A 14,971-nucleotide genomic window follows, 5' to 3' on the forward strand; every position below is an offset into this window, starting at 1 on the left:
CGCCGTCCCTCCGGACAAACCCCGGCCCGCCCCGACCATGACCCAACCCCCGCGCAAGAAGCCCCAGGACCTCCGCAGCCAGCAGTGGTTCGGCCGGCAGGATCGCGACGGCTTCGCCTACCGCAGCTGGGTCAAGGGCAAGGGCATCCCGCACGACCAGTTCGACGGCCGGCCGGTGATCGGCATCTGCAACACCTTCAGCGAGCTCACGCCCTGCAACTCGCACTTCCGCACGCTGGCCGAGCAGGTCAAGATCGGCGTGTACGAGGCCGGCGGCTTCCCGCTGGAGTTCCCGGTCATGTCGCTGGGCGAGACGCTGATGCGGCCCACGGCCATGCTCTACCGCAACCTCGCCAGCATGGACGTCGAGGAGTCGATCCGCGGCAACCCGGTCGATGGCGTCGTGCTGCTGTTCGGCTGCGACAAGACCACGCCCAGCCTGCTGATGGGCGCCTCCAGCGTGAACCTGCCCGCCATCGGCGTCAGCGGCGGGCCGATGCTCAACGGCAAGTGGCGCGGCCAGGAACTGGGCTCGGGCACGGGCGTGTGGAGCATGAGCGAGCAGGTGCGCGCCGGCACCCTGGCGCTGAAGGACTTCTTCGAGGCCGAGAGCTGCATGCACCGCAGCCACGGCCACTGCATGACCATGGGCACGGCCAGCACCATGGCTTCGATGGTCGAGGCGCTCGGCGTGGGCCTGCCCGGCAACGCCGCGTTCCCGGCCGTCGACGGCCGGCGCAACGTGCTGGCGCGCGCGGCCGGCCGGCGCATCGTCGAGATGGTGCACGAGGACCTCGTGCTGTCGAAGATCCTCACCCGCGAGGCCTTCGAGAACGCCATCCGCACCCTGGCCGCCATCGGCGGCAGCACCAACGCCGTGATCCACCTGATCGCCATCGCCGGCCGCATCGGCGTGCCGCTGACGGTCGACGACTTCGACCGCCTGGCCAGCGCGCTGCCCTGCCTGGTGAACCTGCAGCCCTCGGGCCAGTACCTGATGGAGGACTTCTGCTACGCCGGCGGGCTGCCCGCGGTGCTGCGCGAGATCCTGCCGCTGCTGCACCGCGACGCGCTCACCGCCAACGGCCGCACGATCGGCGAGAACGTGGCCGACGCCCCCAACTGGAACCCCGACGTGATCCGGCCCTTCGCCGAGCCGTTCAAGCCCAAGGCCGGCATCGCGGTGCTCAAGGGCAACCTGGCGCCGCGTGGCGCCGTGATCAAGCCCAGCGCCGCCACGCCGGCCCTGATGAAGCACACCGGCCGCGCGGTGGTCTTCGAGGACAGCGACGACTTCCACGCCCGCATCGACGACGAGTCGCTCGACGTCGACGAGACCTGCATCCTGGTGCTCAAGAACTGCGGCCCCAAGGGCTACCCCGGCATGGCCGAGGTCGGCAACATGCCGCTGCCGCCCAAGGTGCTGCGCAAGGGCATCACCGACATGGTCCGCATCAGCGACGCGCGCATGAGCGGCACCGCCTACGGCACCGTGGTGCTGCACACGGTGCCCGAGGCGGCTGCCGGCGGCCCGCTGGCGCTGGTGCAAAACGGCGACCTGATCTCGCTGGACGTGGCGGCGCGCTCGCTGCACCTGCACGTGGACGATGCCGAGCTCGAGCGCCGCCGCGCCGCATGGCAGCCCCCGAAGCCGGTGCTCGAGACCGGCTACTGGGGCCTGTACGTGAAGCACGTGCTGCAGGCCGACGAGGGCGCCGACCTCGACTTCCTGCGCGGCCAGCGCGGCGCCTTCGTTCCGAAAGACAACCACTGATGAAGACCGCTCTCGTGACCGGCGCCGGCTCCGGCATCGGACAGGCCTGTGCCCTCGCCCTGCTGCGCGACGGATGGCAGGTCGCGCTCGTCGGGCGCCGCCCGGAGGCGCTGGTGGCGACGCAGGCGCTGGCCGGCGCCGACGGCGTGCGCGCGCTGGCCCTGCCCTGCGACGTGGCCGACGAGCCGGCGGTGCGCGACACCTTCGACACCGTGCACGCCCGCTTCGGCCGACTCGACCTGCTGTTCAACAACGCCGGTGGCGGCCTGGCGGCCAAGACGCCCGACCTCGTCGGCGCCGCCGAGTGGAAGCAGGTCGTCGACGTCAACCTCAACGGCGCCTTCTACTGCCTGTCGCACGCCTTCCGGCTGATGCGGGCGCAGTCGCCGCAGGGCGGCCGCATCATCAACAACGGCTCGATCTCGGCCTACGCGCCGCGGCCGGGCTCGATCGCCTACACGGCCACCAAACACGCCGTCACCGGGCTGACCAAGACGGCCGCGCTCGACGGCCGGCCCTTCGACATCGCCGTCGGGCAGATCGACATCGGCAACGCCGCCAGCGACATGACGGCCCGCATGGCGCAGGGCGTGCCGCAGGCCGACGGCTCGGTGCGCGCCGAGCCGCGCATGGATCTCTCGGCGGTGGTCGACACCTTCCTGGCGATGGCCCGGCTGCCGCCCTCGGCCAACATCCTGTTCACCACGGTGATGGCGACCAAGATGCCCTACGTGGGCCGCGGCTGAGCGGCGGCACTGACGGCACAGGCGGGAGCTTTCCATGAGCACGATCGGATTCATTGGCGCCTCGGGCCTGATGGGGCACGGCATGGCCCGCAACCTGCTGGCCCAGGGCCACAGCGTGCGCCTGACGGTGCACCGCAAGCGCGAGCGCGTGGCCGACCTGCTGGCGGCCGGCGCCACCGAGGCGGCCACACCGGCCGTGCTGGCCGCGGGCTGCGAGCTGGTGTTCGTCTGCGTCACCGGCTCGCCGCAGGTCGAGGCCGTGCTGGCCGGGCCGGGCGGCCTGCTGGAGGCCCCGGCCCCGGGCCTGATCGTCGTCGACTGCTCGACCTCCGAGCCCGAGTCCACGCAAAGGCTGCGCGCACTCGCACTGCAGCGCGGCGCCGAGCTGGTGGACGCGCCGCTGGCCCGCACCCCGGTGGAGGCCGAGGCCGGACGGCTCAACGTGATGGTGGGGGCCGAGCCCGCCACCTTCGCGCGGGTGGAGCCGGTGCTGCGCTGCTTCGCCGAGAACGTGTTCCACGTCGGCGGGCCGGGCGCGGGTCACACGATCAAGCTGCTCAACAACTTCATCGCGCAGGCCATCTGCACGGCCACGGCCGAGGCCTTTGCCGTCGGCGCGCGCGCGGGCATCGACCTCGCCCGGCTGGTCGAGGTGATCAGCGCGGGCGCGGTCAACTCGGGCCTGTTCCAGGCCATGGCCAAGACGCTGCACGGCGACCTGGCCGGGCTGCGCTTCGAGCTCGACAACGCCCGCAAGGACGTCCGCTACTACACGCACCTGGCCGAGGGCCTGGCCGTGCCGACGCTGCTCGGCGAGGCCGTGCACCAGTCGCTCACGCTGGCCAGCTCGCTCGGCCACGGGCGCAAGTTCGTGCCCTCGCTGGTCGAGGCGCAGGAGCAGCTGGCGCACGTGCAGCTGGTGCCGCGCGCTTGAACCCACCCGCACACGGAACCCCCGCCATGACCTCACGACTTGCCGGCAGGACCGCCTTCGTCACCGCCGCTGGCGCCGGCATCGGCCAGGCCACCGCCCTGGCCTTTGCGCGCGAAGGCGCCACCGTGATCGCCACCGACCTCGACCCCGCGTTGCTCGCGCCGCTGGCCGCCGCCGGCTGCACGACCGAGAAGCTCGACGTGCTGGATCCGGCCGCCATCCACGACGCCGCGGCGCGCCACCCGGGCGTCGACGTGCTGTTCAACGCCGCCGGCACCGTGCACGCCGGCACCGTGCTCGACTGCACCGAGGAACAGTGGGCCTTCGCCTTCGACCTCAACGTGCGCTCGATGTACCGCACGATCAAGGCCTTCGTGCCCGGCATGCTCGCGGCCGGGCAAGGCTCCATCATCAACGTGGCCTCGGCCGCCGGCAGCATCAAGGGCGCGCCCAACCGCTTCGTCTACGGCAGCACCAAGGCCGCCGTGATCGGCCTGACCAAGGCCGTGGCGGCCGACTTCATCGCCCGCGGCGTGCGCTGCAACGCGATCTGCCCCGGCACGGTGGAGTCGCCGTCGCTGCGCGAGCGCATCGCCGCGCAGTCCCGGGCCAGCGGGCAGACGCCGGCACAGGTCGAGGCGATGTTCATCGCGCGCCAGCCGATGGGGCGGCTCGGCCGCGCCGAGGAGATCGCGGCCCTGGCGATCTACCTGGCCAGCGACGAGTCGGGCTTCACCAGCGGCACCGCGCAGCTGATCGATGGCGGCTGGACCCTCTAGAACCCTGTCACACCCGCAACGGAGACAAGAAGACCATGAAGCTGCTTCGCCACGGCCCCAAGGGCCACGAGAAGCCCGCGCTGCTCGACGCCGAGGGCCAGGTGCGCGACCTCTCGTCGCTGATGACCGACATCACACCGGCCACGCTGTCGCCGGCCGGCCTGGCCCGGCTGCGTTCGCAGGACGTGTCGACGCTGCCCGTCGTGCCGCAGGGCACGCTCGCCGTGCCCTGGACGGGCATGGGCAAGTTCATCTGCATCGGCCTGAACTACGCCGACCACGCGGCCGAGTCGAACCAGCCGATTCCCAAGGAGCCGATCGTCTTCATGAAGCCCACCGGCGTCGCGGTGGGTTGCCACCACGCCGTCGTGCTGCCCCGCGATTCCGTCAAGACCGACTGGGAGGTCGAGCTCGGCGTGGTGATCGGCTCGACGGCGCGCTACGTCTCCGAGGCCGACGCGCTGAAGCACGTGGCCGGCTACTGCGTCGTCAACGACATCTCCGAGCGCGAGTACCAGCTCGAACGCGGCGGCACCTGGGACAAGGGCAAGGGCTGCGACACCTTCGGCCCCGTCGGCCCCTGGCTGGTGACGGCCGACGAGGTCGGCGATCCGCAGGACCTGCCGATGTGGCTGGAGGTCAACGGCAAGCGCTGGCAGGACGGCAGCACGCGCACGATGATCTTCGGCGTGGCGCAGCTCGTGAGCTACCTGAGCCGCTTCATGAGCCTGCACCCCGGCGACCTGATCACCACCGGCACGCCGCCGGGCGTGGGCCTGGGCGCCAAGCCGCACCCGGTGTACCTCAAACCCGGCGACACGATGCGGCTGGGCATCGGCAAGCTCGGCGAGCAGCAGCAGACGGTGCACGCCTGGGACCCGGCGCTGATCGACGGCTGAAGCACGGCCCGGCCGCAGCAGCCCCTCGCGACCCGCCGATGAGCAGCCCCTTCATCCGCATCCATCCCGACGACAACGTCGTCATCGCGCGGCGCCAGCTGGTCTCCGGCACCCGCCTGGCCGGCGAGGGCGGGGGCGACGGCATCAGCGTCTCGGGCCTGGTGCCGCCGGGCCACAAGGTCGCGACGCGGGCCATCGCGGCCGGCGAGGCGGTGCGCCGCTACGGCCAGGTCATCGGCACGGCCACGCAGGCCATCGCGCCAGGCCAGCACGTGCACACGCACAACCTCGCCTTCAGCGACTTCGCGCGCCGGCACGAGCCCGGTGCCGGCGCGCGGGCCACCGGGTTCGTCAGCGAGCCCGCGACCTTCGACGGCATCGTGCGCGCCGACGGCCGCGTCGCCACGCGCAATTACATCGGCGTGCTGACCAGCGTCAACTGCTCGGCCACCGCCGCGCGGGCCATCGCCGACCACTTCCGGCGCGACATCCGGCCCGAGGCGCTGGCCGCCTTCCCCCACGTCGACGGCGTCGTGGCGCTCACACACGGCATGGGCTGCGCCACCGCCAGCGACGGCGAGGAGCTGCGGGTGCTGCGCCGCACGCTCGGCGGCTACGCGCGCCACGCCAACTTCGCGGCGGTGCTGATCGTCGGCCTGGGCTGCGAAACCAACCAGATCCAGGGTCTGGTCGCGCAGGAGGGCCTGGCCGAGGGCGCCTGGCTGCGCACCTTCAACATCCAGGACACCGGCGGCACCGCCCGCACGGTGGCGCGCGGCATCGAGATCGTGCGCGAGATGCTGCCCCACGCCAACCGCGTGCGGCGGCAGCCGGTGCCGGCGAGCCACCTGGTGGTGGGCCTGCAATGCGGCGGCAGCGACGGCTACTCCGGCATCAGCGCCAACCCGGCGCTGGGCGCGGCGGTCGACCGCCTGGTGCGGCACGGCGGCACCGCCATCCTGAGCGAGACCCCCGAGATCTACGGCGGCGAACACCTGCTGACGCGCCGCGCGGCCAGCGCCGAGATCGCCGACAAGCTGCTGCGCCGCATCGCGTGGTGGGAGCAGTACACGGCGCGCAACGGCATGAAGATGGACAACAACCCGTCGGCCGGCAACAAGGCCGGCGGCCTGACCACCATCCTCGAGAAAAGCCTGGGCGCGATTGCCAAGAGCGGCACCACCAACCTGGTCGACGTGGTCGAGTTCGCCGAGCGCGTCGCCACGCGGGGCTTCGTCTACATGGACACGCCGGGCTACGACCCCGTGTCGGCCACGGGCCAGGTGGCCGGCGGCGCCAACCTGATCTGCTTCACCACCGGGCGCGGCTCGGCCTACGGCTGCGCGCCGTCGCCGTCGCTCAAGCTGTCCACCAACACGGCGCTGTGGCGGCAGCAGGAGGAGGACATCGACCTCGACTGCGGCACCATCGTCGACGGCCTGGAGTCGGTGGACGACTGCGGCGAGCGCATCTTCCGGCTCATGCTCGAGACGGCCTCGGGCCGGCTGACCAAGAGCGAGCGCCACGGCTACGGCCAGAACGAGTTCGTGCCCTGGCAGCTGGGCGCGGTGATGTGAGGCCTGCGCGATGACCCTGCCCGCCCAAAGCCAGGACGACCCCGATGACGCCCGTGACGGCGACGACAGGCCGCTGCGCCTGCGCTGCAGCTGCCTCGTCGTGAACGCCCCCGACGACCTGCGCGTGGTCGAGCGCGAGGCCGGCGAGGTCGGCCCCGGGCAGGTGCTGGTGCGCGTGGGCTACGGTGGCATCTGCGGCTCGGATCTGCACTACTTCCACCAGGGCGGCTTCGGCACGGTGCGCATCAAGCGGCCGATGATCCTGGGCCACGAGGTGGCGGGCACGGTGGTGGCGGTGGCCGGCGACGTGACGCGGGTGCGGGCGGGTGACCGCGTGGCCGTCAACCCCAGCCGCCCCTGCGGCCGCTGCCGCTACTGCCTGGAGGGCTGGCCCAACCAGTGCATGGACATGCGCTTCTACGGCAGCGCCATGCGCGACCCGCATGTCGAGGGCGCGTTCCGCGAGCTGCTGGTGTGCGATGCGGTGCAGTGCGAGCCGGTGGCCAGCGACATCCCGCTGCGGCACGCCGCGCTGGCCGAGCCTTTCTCGGTGGCGCTGCACGGCGTGTCGCGCGCCGGGCCCCTGATCGGGCGGCGCGTGCTGGTCTCGGGCTGCGGCCCGATCGGCGCGCTGGCGGTCGCCGCGGCCCGCCTGCACGGCGCGGCCGAGGTCACCGCCGTCGACCTGACCGACGAGACGCTGGCCATCGCGCGCGCCATGGGCGCGCAGCAGACGGTCAACGCCGCCACCGACGCCGGCTGGACGGCCCGCTACGCCGCCGATGGCCTGACGCGCAAGGGCAGCTTCGACGTCCTGTTCGAGTGCAGCGGCAGCGCGCAGGCGCTGCGGGCGGGCCTGGACGTGATGGCGCCGCGGGGCGTGGTGGTGCAGCTCGGCCTGGGCGGCGACGTGCCGCTGCCGCAGAACGTGGTGGTGGCCAAGGAGCTGACGCTGGTCGGCAGCTTCCGCTTCCACGCCGAGTTTGCGCTGGCGGTGCGGCTGATCAACGAGCGCCGGATCGACATGGCGCCGATGATCACGCGCGCCTTCCCGTTGGCCGAGGCCCGCGAAGCCTTCGAGCTGGCCAGCGACCGGCGCCGCGCGATGAAGGTGCTGCTCGAGTTTGCCGGCGAGGCCGTGACGGCGGCCTGACATGGGCAAAGGGTGTCGGTGGGCCCTGCGGGACTCGAGCCTGCGACCCACCGATCAAGAGCAGCTTTCGCAACCAGGTCCGGTCAGGGCCATCGGCGTCTTCATCACCAATTCGTGCGCAGCGCCTTGTGGTCGCCCGCGTCCGCTCACCCAGGGGCAGGCCGTGGTGGCGGACCTTCTATCGAAGCACCTTCGCTTCCGCGCGCACGGTTCACTTCGGGCTTGAAGCAGCGCCACCTTGCCTATTGGCCATGCGTTCAGCCAAGCGCGGGCGCTTTTCAGCAAACGTCTTCTTTGCTGCCTCCTGCTCCGCGGGACTCATGGAGTCCCACTTGGCTTTGGCCCTCTTCGTCGCCTCGGCGCGCTCCTCCGGTGTCATTGACTTCAGCTTCTCCTTGACCACGCCCTTCTGATCCGGCGTGGCGGACTGAGCGTGTGCTCCCATCGCAGCAACTGCGATCGAGGCCGTGATGACAATCAGTGAGAGAGTTCGTTTCATGGGGTCCGGTCTCCAAGCTTGGTGGCATGGTGCCCGCTCGTGGGCTCCATGCCTGAGATGGTACGGTAGGCGTGTGGAATTCAGCGTATCTGAGGAGCAAAGAACTGTTGCTTCCACGAGCGCCCGCCGCGGCCGGCCCACTGAACGAGCGCGCACCCTGATGTGAGCTGCCGTCGGAAGTGGCACTGCTCGTCAGCGATCGGGTGGGTGTCGATGCGGTGGAAGAACTCCGGCCGGACCTGCAGTTCATCTGCCAAGCTCGCTTGGAGCTGCCCCGAGGCGTCCTCCTCCCCGGTCTCGATGCGGCTCAGGAACTGCTTGGAGACGCCAACCTTGTCGCCCAACTCGGTGAGCGACAGGTCGTTGAACTGGCGGGCCCGTCGCAGATTGGCTCCCGATGAACCCGGTGTTCATCGAACTGCTTCTGCGGCTGCGTCCCCTTCGTCTCGGCGCTTGGGCCCGATCTGCGGCTTGCCGACCGGCACCGTAGGCGCCAGGGGCTGATGGCCTTCCCCCCGCAACACGCGCATCGCATCGGACACTCAGCGGCAGGCGACTTCGCCACTCGGGGTGAACCCCAGGAACTCGACCTGCGGCTCGGATGCGCCGTCCTGGCCGCGATCGATGATGAAGCAGAACCGGCCGGGCTCACCCGGGCTGGCGAACTCGAGGAACTCGGTCTGGTAGCGGTTCGCGGTGAGCACCGCGTCCTTGGACGGGTTCGCCGGGTCGTCATTGCTGAAGCGGCAGGGTCATCTGTGCAAATCCGAAGCATCGTCAACCGGAGTTGGGTGCGAATTGCGCCGTTCGTCAACCTGCCTCTCCCTACCGAGCCGTTGCCGAGGCACAACGTCAGAAACTCTGGTACCATTCTGACCACTACGGTGTAGCCATGAGCACGATCCCCCGCTCCATCCTGTCGCACGCCGAGTCCCTCCCCGAGGGCGGACTGGTGTCGCCCAAGGAGTTCCTGCACCTCGGGAGCCGAGCCGCGGTGGATCAGGCGTTCTCGAGGCTCACCAAGGAAGGCAAGTTGCTTCGGGTGGGCCGAGGCATCTATGTCACGCCGGTCTCGAGCCGATTCGGAACACGCGCGCCGGCGCCCGAGAAGGTCGTCCAGTCTCTGGCCGTGCAAAGTGGCGAGGTGGTGACGCCGCACGGCGCCAACGCAGCCAATGCGCTCGGCCTCACACAGCAGGTGCCGATCCGCGAGGTCTATCTGACGTCGGGGCGCAGCCGCAAGCTCAGCCTGGGCCGCTACGAGGTGACCGTCAAGCACGCCCCTCGCTGGATGCTGGCGCTGGGCGGCGGCCAGGCCGGTGCCGCAGTTCGAGCGCTGGCCTGGATGGGGCCGACGCATGTGGGCGAGTCGCTGGCCGCCTTGCGGCGAACACTGCCATCCACGGAATGGCAGGCGCTGACGGCGGGCCGCGCCGGCCTTCCCTCCTGGATGGCCAGGGCGATCGGCGAAGAAGCGACCCGTGGCTGAGCCCTACTTCTCTCTGAGCGACGAGGACCGGGCCGAAGTCCTCGAACTGGGCCGGGAGCGCACCGGCCGCCCAGCCCATCTGTTGGAGAAGGACGTCTGGGTCGTGTGGACGTTGGGCGCTCTGTTCGGATCCCCGGTCGGCGCTGACCTGACGTTCAAGGGCGGAACGTCGCTCTCCAAAGCGTATCGGATCATCGACCGGTTCTCGGAAGACCTCGACCTGACCCATGACATCCGCCGGCTGATCGCCGACCTGACAGGGGGCGAAGAGTTCTTGCCGACAAGCCGCAGCCAGGCCAGCAAGTGGACGAGGGCCGTGCGCGACCGCCTCCCCGAGTGGATCGCCGGCACAGTGCAGCCTGTCATTCAGGCAGCACTCGACCAGGCGAGTTTGGGTGCCAAGCTGGAACTCTCCGGCACAGACAAGGACAAGCTGCTGTTGCACTACCCGCCAGTCAAGCGAGGAACCGGGTACGTCGCACCCGTCGTCACCATGGAGTTCGGCGGCAGGGCGACGGGCGAGCCGCACTCGATCACGCCGGTGACATGCGATATCGAGGGCCAGGTCGAGGGCGTGTCGTTTCCGGTGGCATCGCCCATGGTGATGAGCGTCACGCGGACCTTCTGGGAGAAGACAACTGCCGCGCACGTCTTCTGCGCCCAAGGCCGGATCCGTAGTGAGCGGTATGCGAGGCACTGGCATGACCTCGCGGCCATCATGCGAAGCCCTCACTTCGACACCGCCATCAAGGACCGCAAAGTCGCGCGTGCCGTGGCCGAACACAAGTCGCACTTCTTCAGCGAGAAGGACGCCGCCGGCCATCCAGTTGACTACCTTGCTTCCGTCGCCGGCTCCCTGCAGCTGGTGCCCGAGGGAGCTGCGCGCGAAGCGCTGGCGGCAGACTACGCCAGCATGCTCGAGGACCAGGTGATGGTGGGCGACGCGCTGCCCTTCGAGGATCTCATGGCGGCCTGCGAAGAAGTGGCATCAAGAGCCAATGCGGCTGCAGGGCCTTGAGCTGGGTTGCCGGCGACAGCGGGCCACTCCTCGCCCGATAGATGGGCCGGCCCTCGGCGTCGCGGCCGGCGTAGGAACGGCTGGGCTCGCGCGCCAGCCGCTCCAGCTCGGCATGCACGTGGTCGTCAGTGAGCTCGGCCAGGCGTCGGTGGCCGATGCGCTGGCTCCACCACTCCACGCGCCAGCAGCGCGCGCTGTCCCGGCCTGCGTAGGTGGCCATGGTGGTGGCCTCCTCGGCGTGGAACAACGAACCGTTGTTCGGGGTTGCGGTCGCGCTGGCAGACGCGGTGCCGCGGGTACGGTATCGGTAACAGTCACTTCGAGCTCCGGTTACGTTGAAACCGCTGCAAAAGCAACGGACTTAACGCGAAGCCCTGCAAGTGCCTGTCACTGCAAGGAAATTGGTGGGCCCTGCAGGATTCGAACCTGCGACCAACGGATTAAGAGTCCGCTGCTCTACCAACTGAGCTAAGAGCCCGTGAAATCTGCCAGACCTGAGCCCGCGGCCGGGGTGGTGGGTCGTGCAGGATTCGAACCTGCGACCAACGGATTAAAAGTCCGCTGCTCTACCGACTGAGCTAACGACCCGTGGTCCGCAGAGCCCAAGAGTTTAGCATGGCCTACGCTGCCTTCAGCCTCGGGGTGGGCATGTGGCGCTCGATCAACAGCCGCAGCAGCTCGGCCGCAGCCACGAGCCCGAAGGTCGCCGTCACCGTGACGCTGGAGCCGTAGCCGTGGCAGTTGAGGCGGCCATCGATGCGGCCATCGATGCGGCCATCAATGCGGCCATCCACGCGGCCTTCCGCGCCGCCGTCGGCCGCGCAGGAGGCGTCGGGCCGCAGCACCGGCTCGCGCGAGTACACGGCGCGCAGGCCCATCGTGCCCAGCCGCGGCACCACACCGGCCTTGCGCAGGCGCTGGCGCAGTCCGGACAGCAGCGGGTCGTGGGTGGCCAGCGCGAGGTCGTCCACCGCCACGGCCTGCGGTTGCCGCTTGCCGCCCGCGGCCCCCACCAGCACCAGTGGCAGGCCGCAGGCCAGGCTCCAGGCTGCCAGGTGGGCTTTCGCCGCGGCCTGATCGCAGGCGTCGATCACCGCGTCCACAGGGGCCGGCAGCAACCCGGGCCAGGTCTCGGCGTCAGCAAAGGCCTCCACCGGCAGCAGCTCGCAGCCTGGGTGGATGTCGGCCAAGCGCTGTGCCAGGGCCTGGGCCTTGGCCATGCCCAGCGTGCCGCCCAGGGCCTGCACCTGGCGGTTGACGTTGCTCTCGGCCACGTGGTCGAGGTCGACCATCACCAGACGCGCCACCCCGCTGCGCGCCAGCGCCTCCGCAGCCCACGAACCGACCCCGCCCAGGCCCACCACCGCCACGCGCGCCGCGCGCACGGCCGCATAGCCGGCATCGCCGTACAGCCGGCGCAGGCCGCCGAACCGCCGCTCCAGATCGGCGGCGTCGGCCGGTGCCGCCGCGTGCGGCATCACGCCATGCGCTCCAGCCGCCACATCTGGTAGCGCAGCGCCAGCACACCACCGGCCACGATGCCGCCGAAGGCGATGAAGCTGCCCAGCGCCAGGGTCGACAAACCGGTGAGACCCTGCCCAATGGTGCAGCCCATGGCGGTGACGCCACCCACCCCCATCAGCACCGCACCGACGATGTGGTTGGCCGTGTCCTCGGTGCCGGCAAAGCCCTCCCAGCGGAAGCTGCCGTTGGCCAGCGCCATGGCCGCCGAACCGGCGATCACGCCAAAGACCGCCACGATGCCCACCGTGAGCGTCTTGCTGGCGTCGCTGAACAGGATCAGCCAGTCCATCGTGTAGGCGATGGGCGCCACGAAAGTGAGCGACTCCATGCGCTGGGTGTTCGTGGCCAGCCACACCTCTTCGAGCGTGGCCGGGTGCTCCTCGAGGTGGCCGAGCCGGCCGGTGACCCACCACACGCCGACGATCACCGCCCCCAGCCCGAGGCCGCCCAGCAGGGCGTCGCCACGCCGGGCGTCGGGGTGGGCGAGCGCAAACACCAGCAGCGCGCCGCCGATCAGTGCACCGAGCAGCAGCGCCGCCGTGGGCGTGGCCCAGCCGCTGGCGTGGGCCAGCAGCGAGGGCAGGTCCTGACCCACCGGGAGCGTGATCGACACGGCGTCGACGCTGGCCACGCGCGCCACCGCGGTGATGCCGCGCAGCGTGGCGTAAGCCGCCACCGCGAGCACGAAGAACACCACCAGGCTCTTGAGGCTGCCGCCGCCGATGCGCACCAGCGTCTTGCTGCCGCAGCCCGAGGCCAGCACCATGCCAAAGCCGAACAGCAGCCCACCCAGCAGGTTGGACAACCAGATCAGCCGCGGCGCGGCGTAGACGCTGTCGGCGGCCTGCACCCAGCCCGCGCCGACCATGCCGTTGAAGCCCAGCATGGCCACACCGATGGCCATGAGCCACATGCGCATGCGCGCCCAGTCGCCCATGTTGACGATGTCGGCCACCGCACCCATGGTGCAGAAGTGGGTGCGCTGGGCAATGGCGCCAAAAACCACGGCCAGCGCGAACGACGCGGCCAGCACCTGGGTGACGAGGCCCGGGAGATCAGATTCCTGCAGCATGGGGCTGCGATCCTAGGCCATCACGACGGCCGTTGCCGGCCGCGCGGCTATCGCGGCAGCGTGGCCAGGCGGTCTTTGCCGGCCGCGGCGGCCTCCGACGAGGGGTAGGCCTTGAGCAACTCTTCGATCGTGCGGCGGGCAGCGCGGCCGTCCTTCGACTCGGCCTGGCTGTTGGCCAGGGCCAGCAGCGCCTCGGGCGCGCGTGGGTGCTGGGGCGCGCCCGTCACGAAGGCGCGGAACAGCTCGATGGCCTGGCGGTGGTCGCGGCGGCCGTAATGCGCGTTGGCGAGCCAGAAGCGCGCTGTGTCGGCATAGGGGCTGCCCGGGTAGCGGCGCAGGAAGCCGGTGAAGAGGGCCGCCGAACGTTCGAAGTCGCCACCGCGGATGGCCTCCAAGGCCTCCTCGTAGGCCCGACGCTCGCCCTGCTCGACCATGAACTCGCGGCCATCGATGGCCACCTTCACGGGTTCGAGCAGCTTCAGCCGCTCGTCGAAGGCCTGGGCCAAGTCGCGCTGGCGGCGCTGCGACTCGGCCAGCTCACGGGCCAGGGTCTCGTGGGCGCCCGACAGTCGGGCCATTTCGGTGCGCAGCGCCACGATCTGGTTGTTCAGCTCCAGCAGGCTGCGGCGCAGCGCGGCCAGCTCCTCGGCCTGCCGGGCGCGTTCAGCCGCGGTGGCGGATGACGCCTCGGCCTCGCGCTTGGCCGCGGCCTCTTCCATTGCGGTGACCTTCTCGCGAAGATCGTTGATGGCCTTGCGCGCCTCGGCGTCGTTGAGGAAGGCCGCTGCCGGGGCAGTGGCCAGCAGGCCGGCCAGCAGCGACGAGGTGGCCAGCCAGCAGCGGGCGCGCAGCATCAGCGGTCCTTCAGCTCGGCGCGGCGGTTGCGGGCCCAGGCCGATTCGTCACTGCCCTGGGCAGCGGGCCGCTCCTCGCCAAAGCTCACGGCCTCGATCTGGCGCTCGCCCGCGCCCAGCAGCACCAAGGAGCGCGCCACCGCCTCGGCGCGCTTCTGGCCCAGCGCCAGGTTGTACTCACGGCCGCCGCGCTCGTCGGTGTGGCCCTCGACGACGATGCGTTTGCCGCCTTCGCGCGCCAGCACGCGCGCATGGCCCTCGATCAGCGACTTGTACTCGTCGCTGATGGCAAAACTGTCGAAGTCGAAGTAGACGACGCGCTCAGCCGGCGCGGCCAGCGCGCCCCCGGCCGCGGCGTTGGCGCCGGGGCGCGCTGCCGCGTTACGAGCCGCGAGGTCAACCGTCGCGACGCCCGACTGCGGCGCCGCCGCGGCGGTGGCGGCCGGCGCCGGTGCTGCGGCGGCCGGGGTCACGGGGGTGGCCGCGGCGGTCTGCACCGGGGCTGGGCTGGAATCGTCCACGCGGCTGGGCGCGGCGCAGCCGGCCACGAGCGCCGCCGCCGCCAGCGGCAGGAGCAGACGCAGCCTGGGGTGGATCGAGAAGCACAGAGGGGTCGTCATGGTGATCCTTCGCGAAACAGGGCAAGGCAGGGC

17 protein-coding genes and 2 tRNA genes are annotated in these 14,971 nt (G+C 70.8%); 9 read left to right on the forward strand and 10 right to left on the reverse strand.

Features of this window, described 5'->3' with window-relative positions; all coding sequences use genetic code 11:
- The first annotated feature begins 37 nt into the window (after positions 1-37).
- The 7 genes from KA711_00845 (at position 38) to KA711_00875 (ending at position 7,862) form a co-directional block, all read left to right on the forward strand.
- Entirely contained in the window at positions 38-1,774 is a 1,737-nt protein-coding gene (locus KA711_00845; GenBank protein MCM0607533.1) for a dihydroxy-acid dehydratase, read from the forward strand.
- Positions 1,774-2,520, forward strand: coding sequence for an SDR family oxidoreductase (locus KA711_00850; protein ID MCM0607534.1), 747 nt, complete (start codon positions 1,774-1,776; stop codon positions 2,518-2,520). Before KA711_00845 ends, KA711_00850 begins: the two co-directional genes overlap by 1 nt.
- 34 nt (positions 2,521-2,554) lie before the next feature.
- The gene (locus KA711_00855) at positions 2,555-3,454 is read left to right on the forward strand and encodes an NAD(P)-dependent oxidoreductase (GenBank protein ID MCM0607535.1); all 900 of its coding nucleotides are present in this window, start codon (positions 2,555-2,557) and stop codon (positions 3,452-3,454) included.
- A 26-nt stretch (positions 3,455-3,480) separates the two neighbouring features.
- Entirely contained in the window at positions 3,481-4,233 is a 753-nt protein-coding gene (locus KA711_00860) for an SDR family oxidoreductase (protein ID MCM0607536.1), read from the forward strand.
- Between the two features lie 35 nt (positions 4,234-4,268).
- The gene (locus KA711_00865; GenBank protein MCM0607537.1) at positions 4,269-5,132 is read left to right on the forward strand and encodes a fumarylacetoacetate hydrolase family protein; all 864 of its coding nucleotides are present in this window, start codon (positions 4,269-4,271) and stop codon (positions 5,130-5,132) included.
- A 38-nt stretch (positions 5,133-5,170) separates the two neighbouring features.
- Positions 5,171-6,709, forward strand: a complete 1,539-nt coding sequence (locus tag KA711_00870; protein ID MCM0607538.1) for an altronate dehydratase — start codon at positions 5,171-5,173, stop codon at positions 6,707-6,709.
- A 73-nt stretch (positions 6,710-6,782) separates the two neighbouring features.
- Positions 6,783-7,862 (forward strand): L-idonate 5-dehydrogenase, encoded by a 1,080-nt coding sequence (locus KA711_00875; GenBank protein MCM0607539.1) that lies wholly within the window; start codon positions 6,783-6,785, stop codon positions 7,860-7,862.
- Positions 7,863-8,073: 211 nt separating this feature from the next.
- Here KA711_00875 and KA711_00880 read toward each other — a convergent pair whose 3' ends face one another.
- From KA711_00880 to KA711_00890, 3 genes are all read right to left on the reverse strand, one after another.
- Positions 8,074-8,361 (reverse strand): DUF3106 domain-containing protein, encoded by a 288-nt coding sequence (locus KA711_00880; GenBank protein ID MCM0607540.1) that lies wholly within the window; start codon positions 8,359-8,361, stop codon positions 8,074-8,076.
- A gap of 80 nt (positions 8,362-8,441) precedes the next feature.
- Positions 8,442-8,747 carry a helix-turn-helix transcriptional regulator gene (locus KA711_00885; GenBank protein MCM0607541.1) on the reverse strand — a complete coding sequence of 102 codons (306 nt, stop codon included), beginning with the start codon at positions 8,745-8,747 and terminating at the stop codon, positions 8,442-8,444.
- Positions 8,748-8,903: 156 nt separating this feature from the next.
- Positions 8,904-9,065 carry a hypothetical protein gene (locus KA711_00890; protein ID MCM0607542.1) on the reverse strand — a complete coding sequence of 54 codons (162 nt, stop codon included), beginning with the start codon at positions 9,063-9,065 and terminating at the stop codon, positions 8,904-8,906.
- Between the two features lie 188 nt (positions 9,066-9,253).
- Between KA711_00890 and KA711_00895 the strand changes: the two genes are divergently transcribed.
- The gene (locus tag KA711_00895) at positions 9,254-9,850 is read left to right on the forward strand and encodes a hypothetical protein (protein ID MCM0607543.1); all 597 of its coding nucleotides are present in this window, start codon (positions 9,254-9,256) and stop codon (positions 9,848-9,850) included.
- On the forward strand, positions 9,843-10,868 hold the full coding sequence (locus tag KA711_00900) for a nucleotidyl transferase AbiEii/AbiGii toxin family protein (protein MCM0607544.1): 1,026 nt from the start codon (positions 9,843-9,845) through the stop codon (positions 10,866-10,868). The genes KA711_00895 and KA711_00900 overlap by 8 nt, the downstream gene beginning before the upstream one ends.
- Here KA711_00900 and KA711_00905 read toward each other — a convergent pair.
- From KA711_00905 to pal, 7 genes are all read right to left on the reverse strand, one after another.
- Positions 10,813-11,088 (reverse strand): hypothetical protein, encoded by a 276-nt coding sequence (locus KA711_00905; GenBank protein MCM0607545.1) that lies wholly within the window; start codon positions 11,086-11,088, stop codon positions 10,813-10,815. The two genes, KA711_00900 and KA711_00905, sit on opposite strands and share 56 nt — an antisense overlap.
- Before the next feature lie 182 nt (positions 11,089-11,270).
- Positions 11,271-11,346, reverse strand: a tRNA-Lys gene (locus tag KA711_00910).
- A gap of 34 nt (positions 11,347-11,380) precedes the next feature.
- Positions 11,381-11,456: transfer RNA gene (locus KA711_00915), tRNA-Lys, on the reverse strand.
- Positions 11,457-11,488: 32 nt separating this feature from the next.
- A complete protein-coding gene (locus tag KA711_00920; GenBank protein MCM0607546.1) occupies positions 11,489-12,346 on the reverse strand; it encodes a ThiF family adenylyltransferase in 858 nt (285 codons plus the stop codon).
- Positions 12,346-13,464, reverse strand: a complete 1,119-nt coding sequence (locus tag KA711_00925; GenBank protein ID MCM0607547.1) for a YeeE/YedE family protein — start codon at positions 13,462-13,464, stop codon at positions 12,346-12,348. Before KA711_00925 ends, KA711_00920 begins: the two co-directional genes overlap by 1 nt.
- 47 nt (positions 13,465-13,511) lie before the next feature.
- Complete coding sequence (gene ybgF, locus KA711_00930) at positions 13,512-14,318, reverse strand: tol-pal system protein YbgF (GenBank protein MCM0607548.1); 807 nt, start codon at positions 14,316-14,318, stop codon at positions 13,512-13,514.
- Positions 14,318-14,938 carry a peptidoglycan-associated lipoprotein Pal gene (gene pal / locus KA711_00935; protein MCM0607549.1) on the reverse strand — a complete coding sequence of 207 codons (621 nt, stop codon included), beginning with the start codon at positions 14,936-14,938 and terminating at the stop codon, positions 14,318-14,320. The genes ybgF and pal overlap by 1 nt, the downstream gene beginning before the upstream one ends.
- Positions 14,939-14,971: the final 33 nt, after the last annotated feature.

Origin of the sequence: Ideonella sp. WA131b (assembly GCA_023657425.1) — a bacterium.
GTDB lineage: Bacteria > Pseudomonadota > Gammaproteobacteria > Burkholderiales > Burkholderiaceae_C > Rubrivivax.

What these genes read in the sequence shown, in the direction of transcription:
- KA711_00870 (MCM0607538.1), top strand. Translation starts at nt 5,171, where the DNA reads ATGAGCAGCCCCTTCATCCGCATCCATCCCGACGACAACGTCGTCATC.
- KA711_00845 (MCM0607533.1), top strand. Translation starts at nt 38, where the DNA reads ATGACCCAACCCCCGCGCAAGAAGCCCCAGGACCTCCGCAGCCAGCAG.
- ybgF (MCM0607548.1), bottom strand. Translation starts at nt 14,318, where the DNA reads ATGCTGCGCGCCCGCTGCTGGCTGGCCACCTCGTCGCTGCTGGCCGGC.
- KA711_00850 (MCM0607534.1), top strand. Translation starts at nt 1,774, where the DNA reads ATGAAGACCGCTCTCGTGACCGGCGCCGGCTCCGGCATCGGACAGGCC.
- KA711_00855 (MCM0607535.1), top strand. Translation starts at nt 2,555, where the DNA reads ATGAGCACGATCGGATTCATTGGCGCCTCGGGCCTGATGGGGCACGGC.
- KA711_00880 (MCM0607540.1), bottom strand. Translation starts at nt 8,361, where the DNA reads ATGAAACGAACTCTCTCACTGATTGTCATCACGGCCTCGATCGCAGTT.
- KA711_00895 (MCM0607543.1), top strand. Translation starts at nt 9,254, where the DNA reads ATGAGCACGATCCCCCGCTCCATCCTGTCGCACGCCGAGTCCCTCCCC.
- KA711_00920 (MCM0607546.1), bottom strand. Translation starts at nt 12,346, where the DNA reads ATGCCGCACGCGGCGGCACCGGCCGACGCCGCCGATCTGGAGCGGCGG.
- KA711_00860 (MCM0607536.1), top strand. Translation starts at nt 3,481, where the DNA reads ATGACCTCACGACTTGCCGGCAGGACCGCCTTCGTCACCGCCGCTGGC.
- KA711_00905 (MCM0607545.1), bottom strand. Translation starts at nt 11,088, where the DNA reads ATGGCCACCTACGCAGGCCGGGACAGCGCGCGCTGCTGGCGCGTGGAG.
- pal (MCM0607549.1), bottom strand. Translation starts at nt 14,938, where the DNA reads ATGACGACCCCTCTGTGCTTCTCGATCCACCCCAGGCTGCGTCTGCTC.
- KA711_00865 (MCM0607537.1), top strand. Translation starts at nt 4,269, where the DNA reads ATGAAGCTGCTTCGCCACGGCCCCAAGGGCCACGAGAAGCCCGCGCTG.
- KA711_00925 (MCM0607547.1), bottom strand. Translation starts at nt 13,464, where the DNA reads ATGCTGCAGGAATCTGATCTCCCGGGCCTCGTCACCCAGGTGCTGGCC.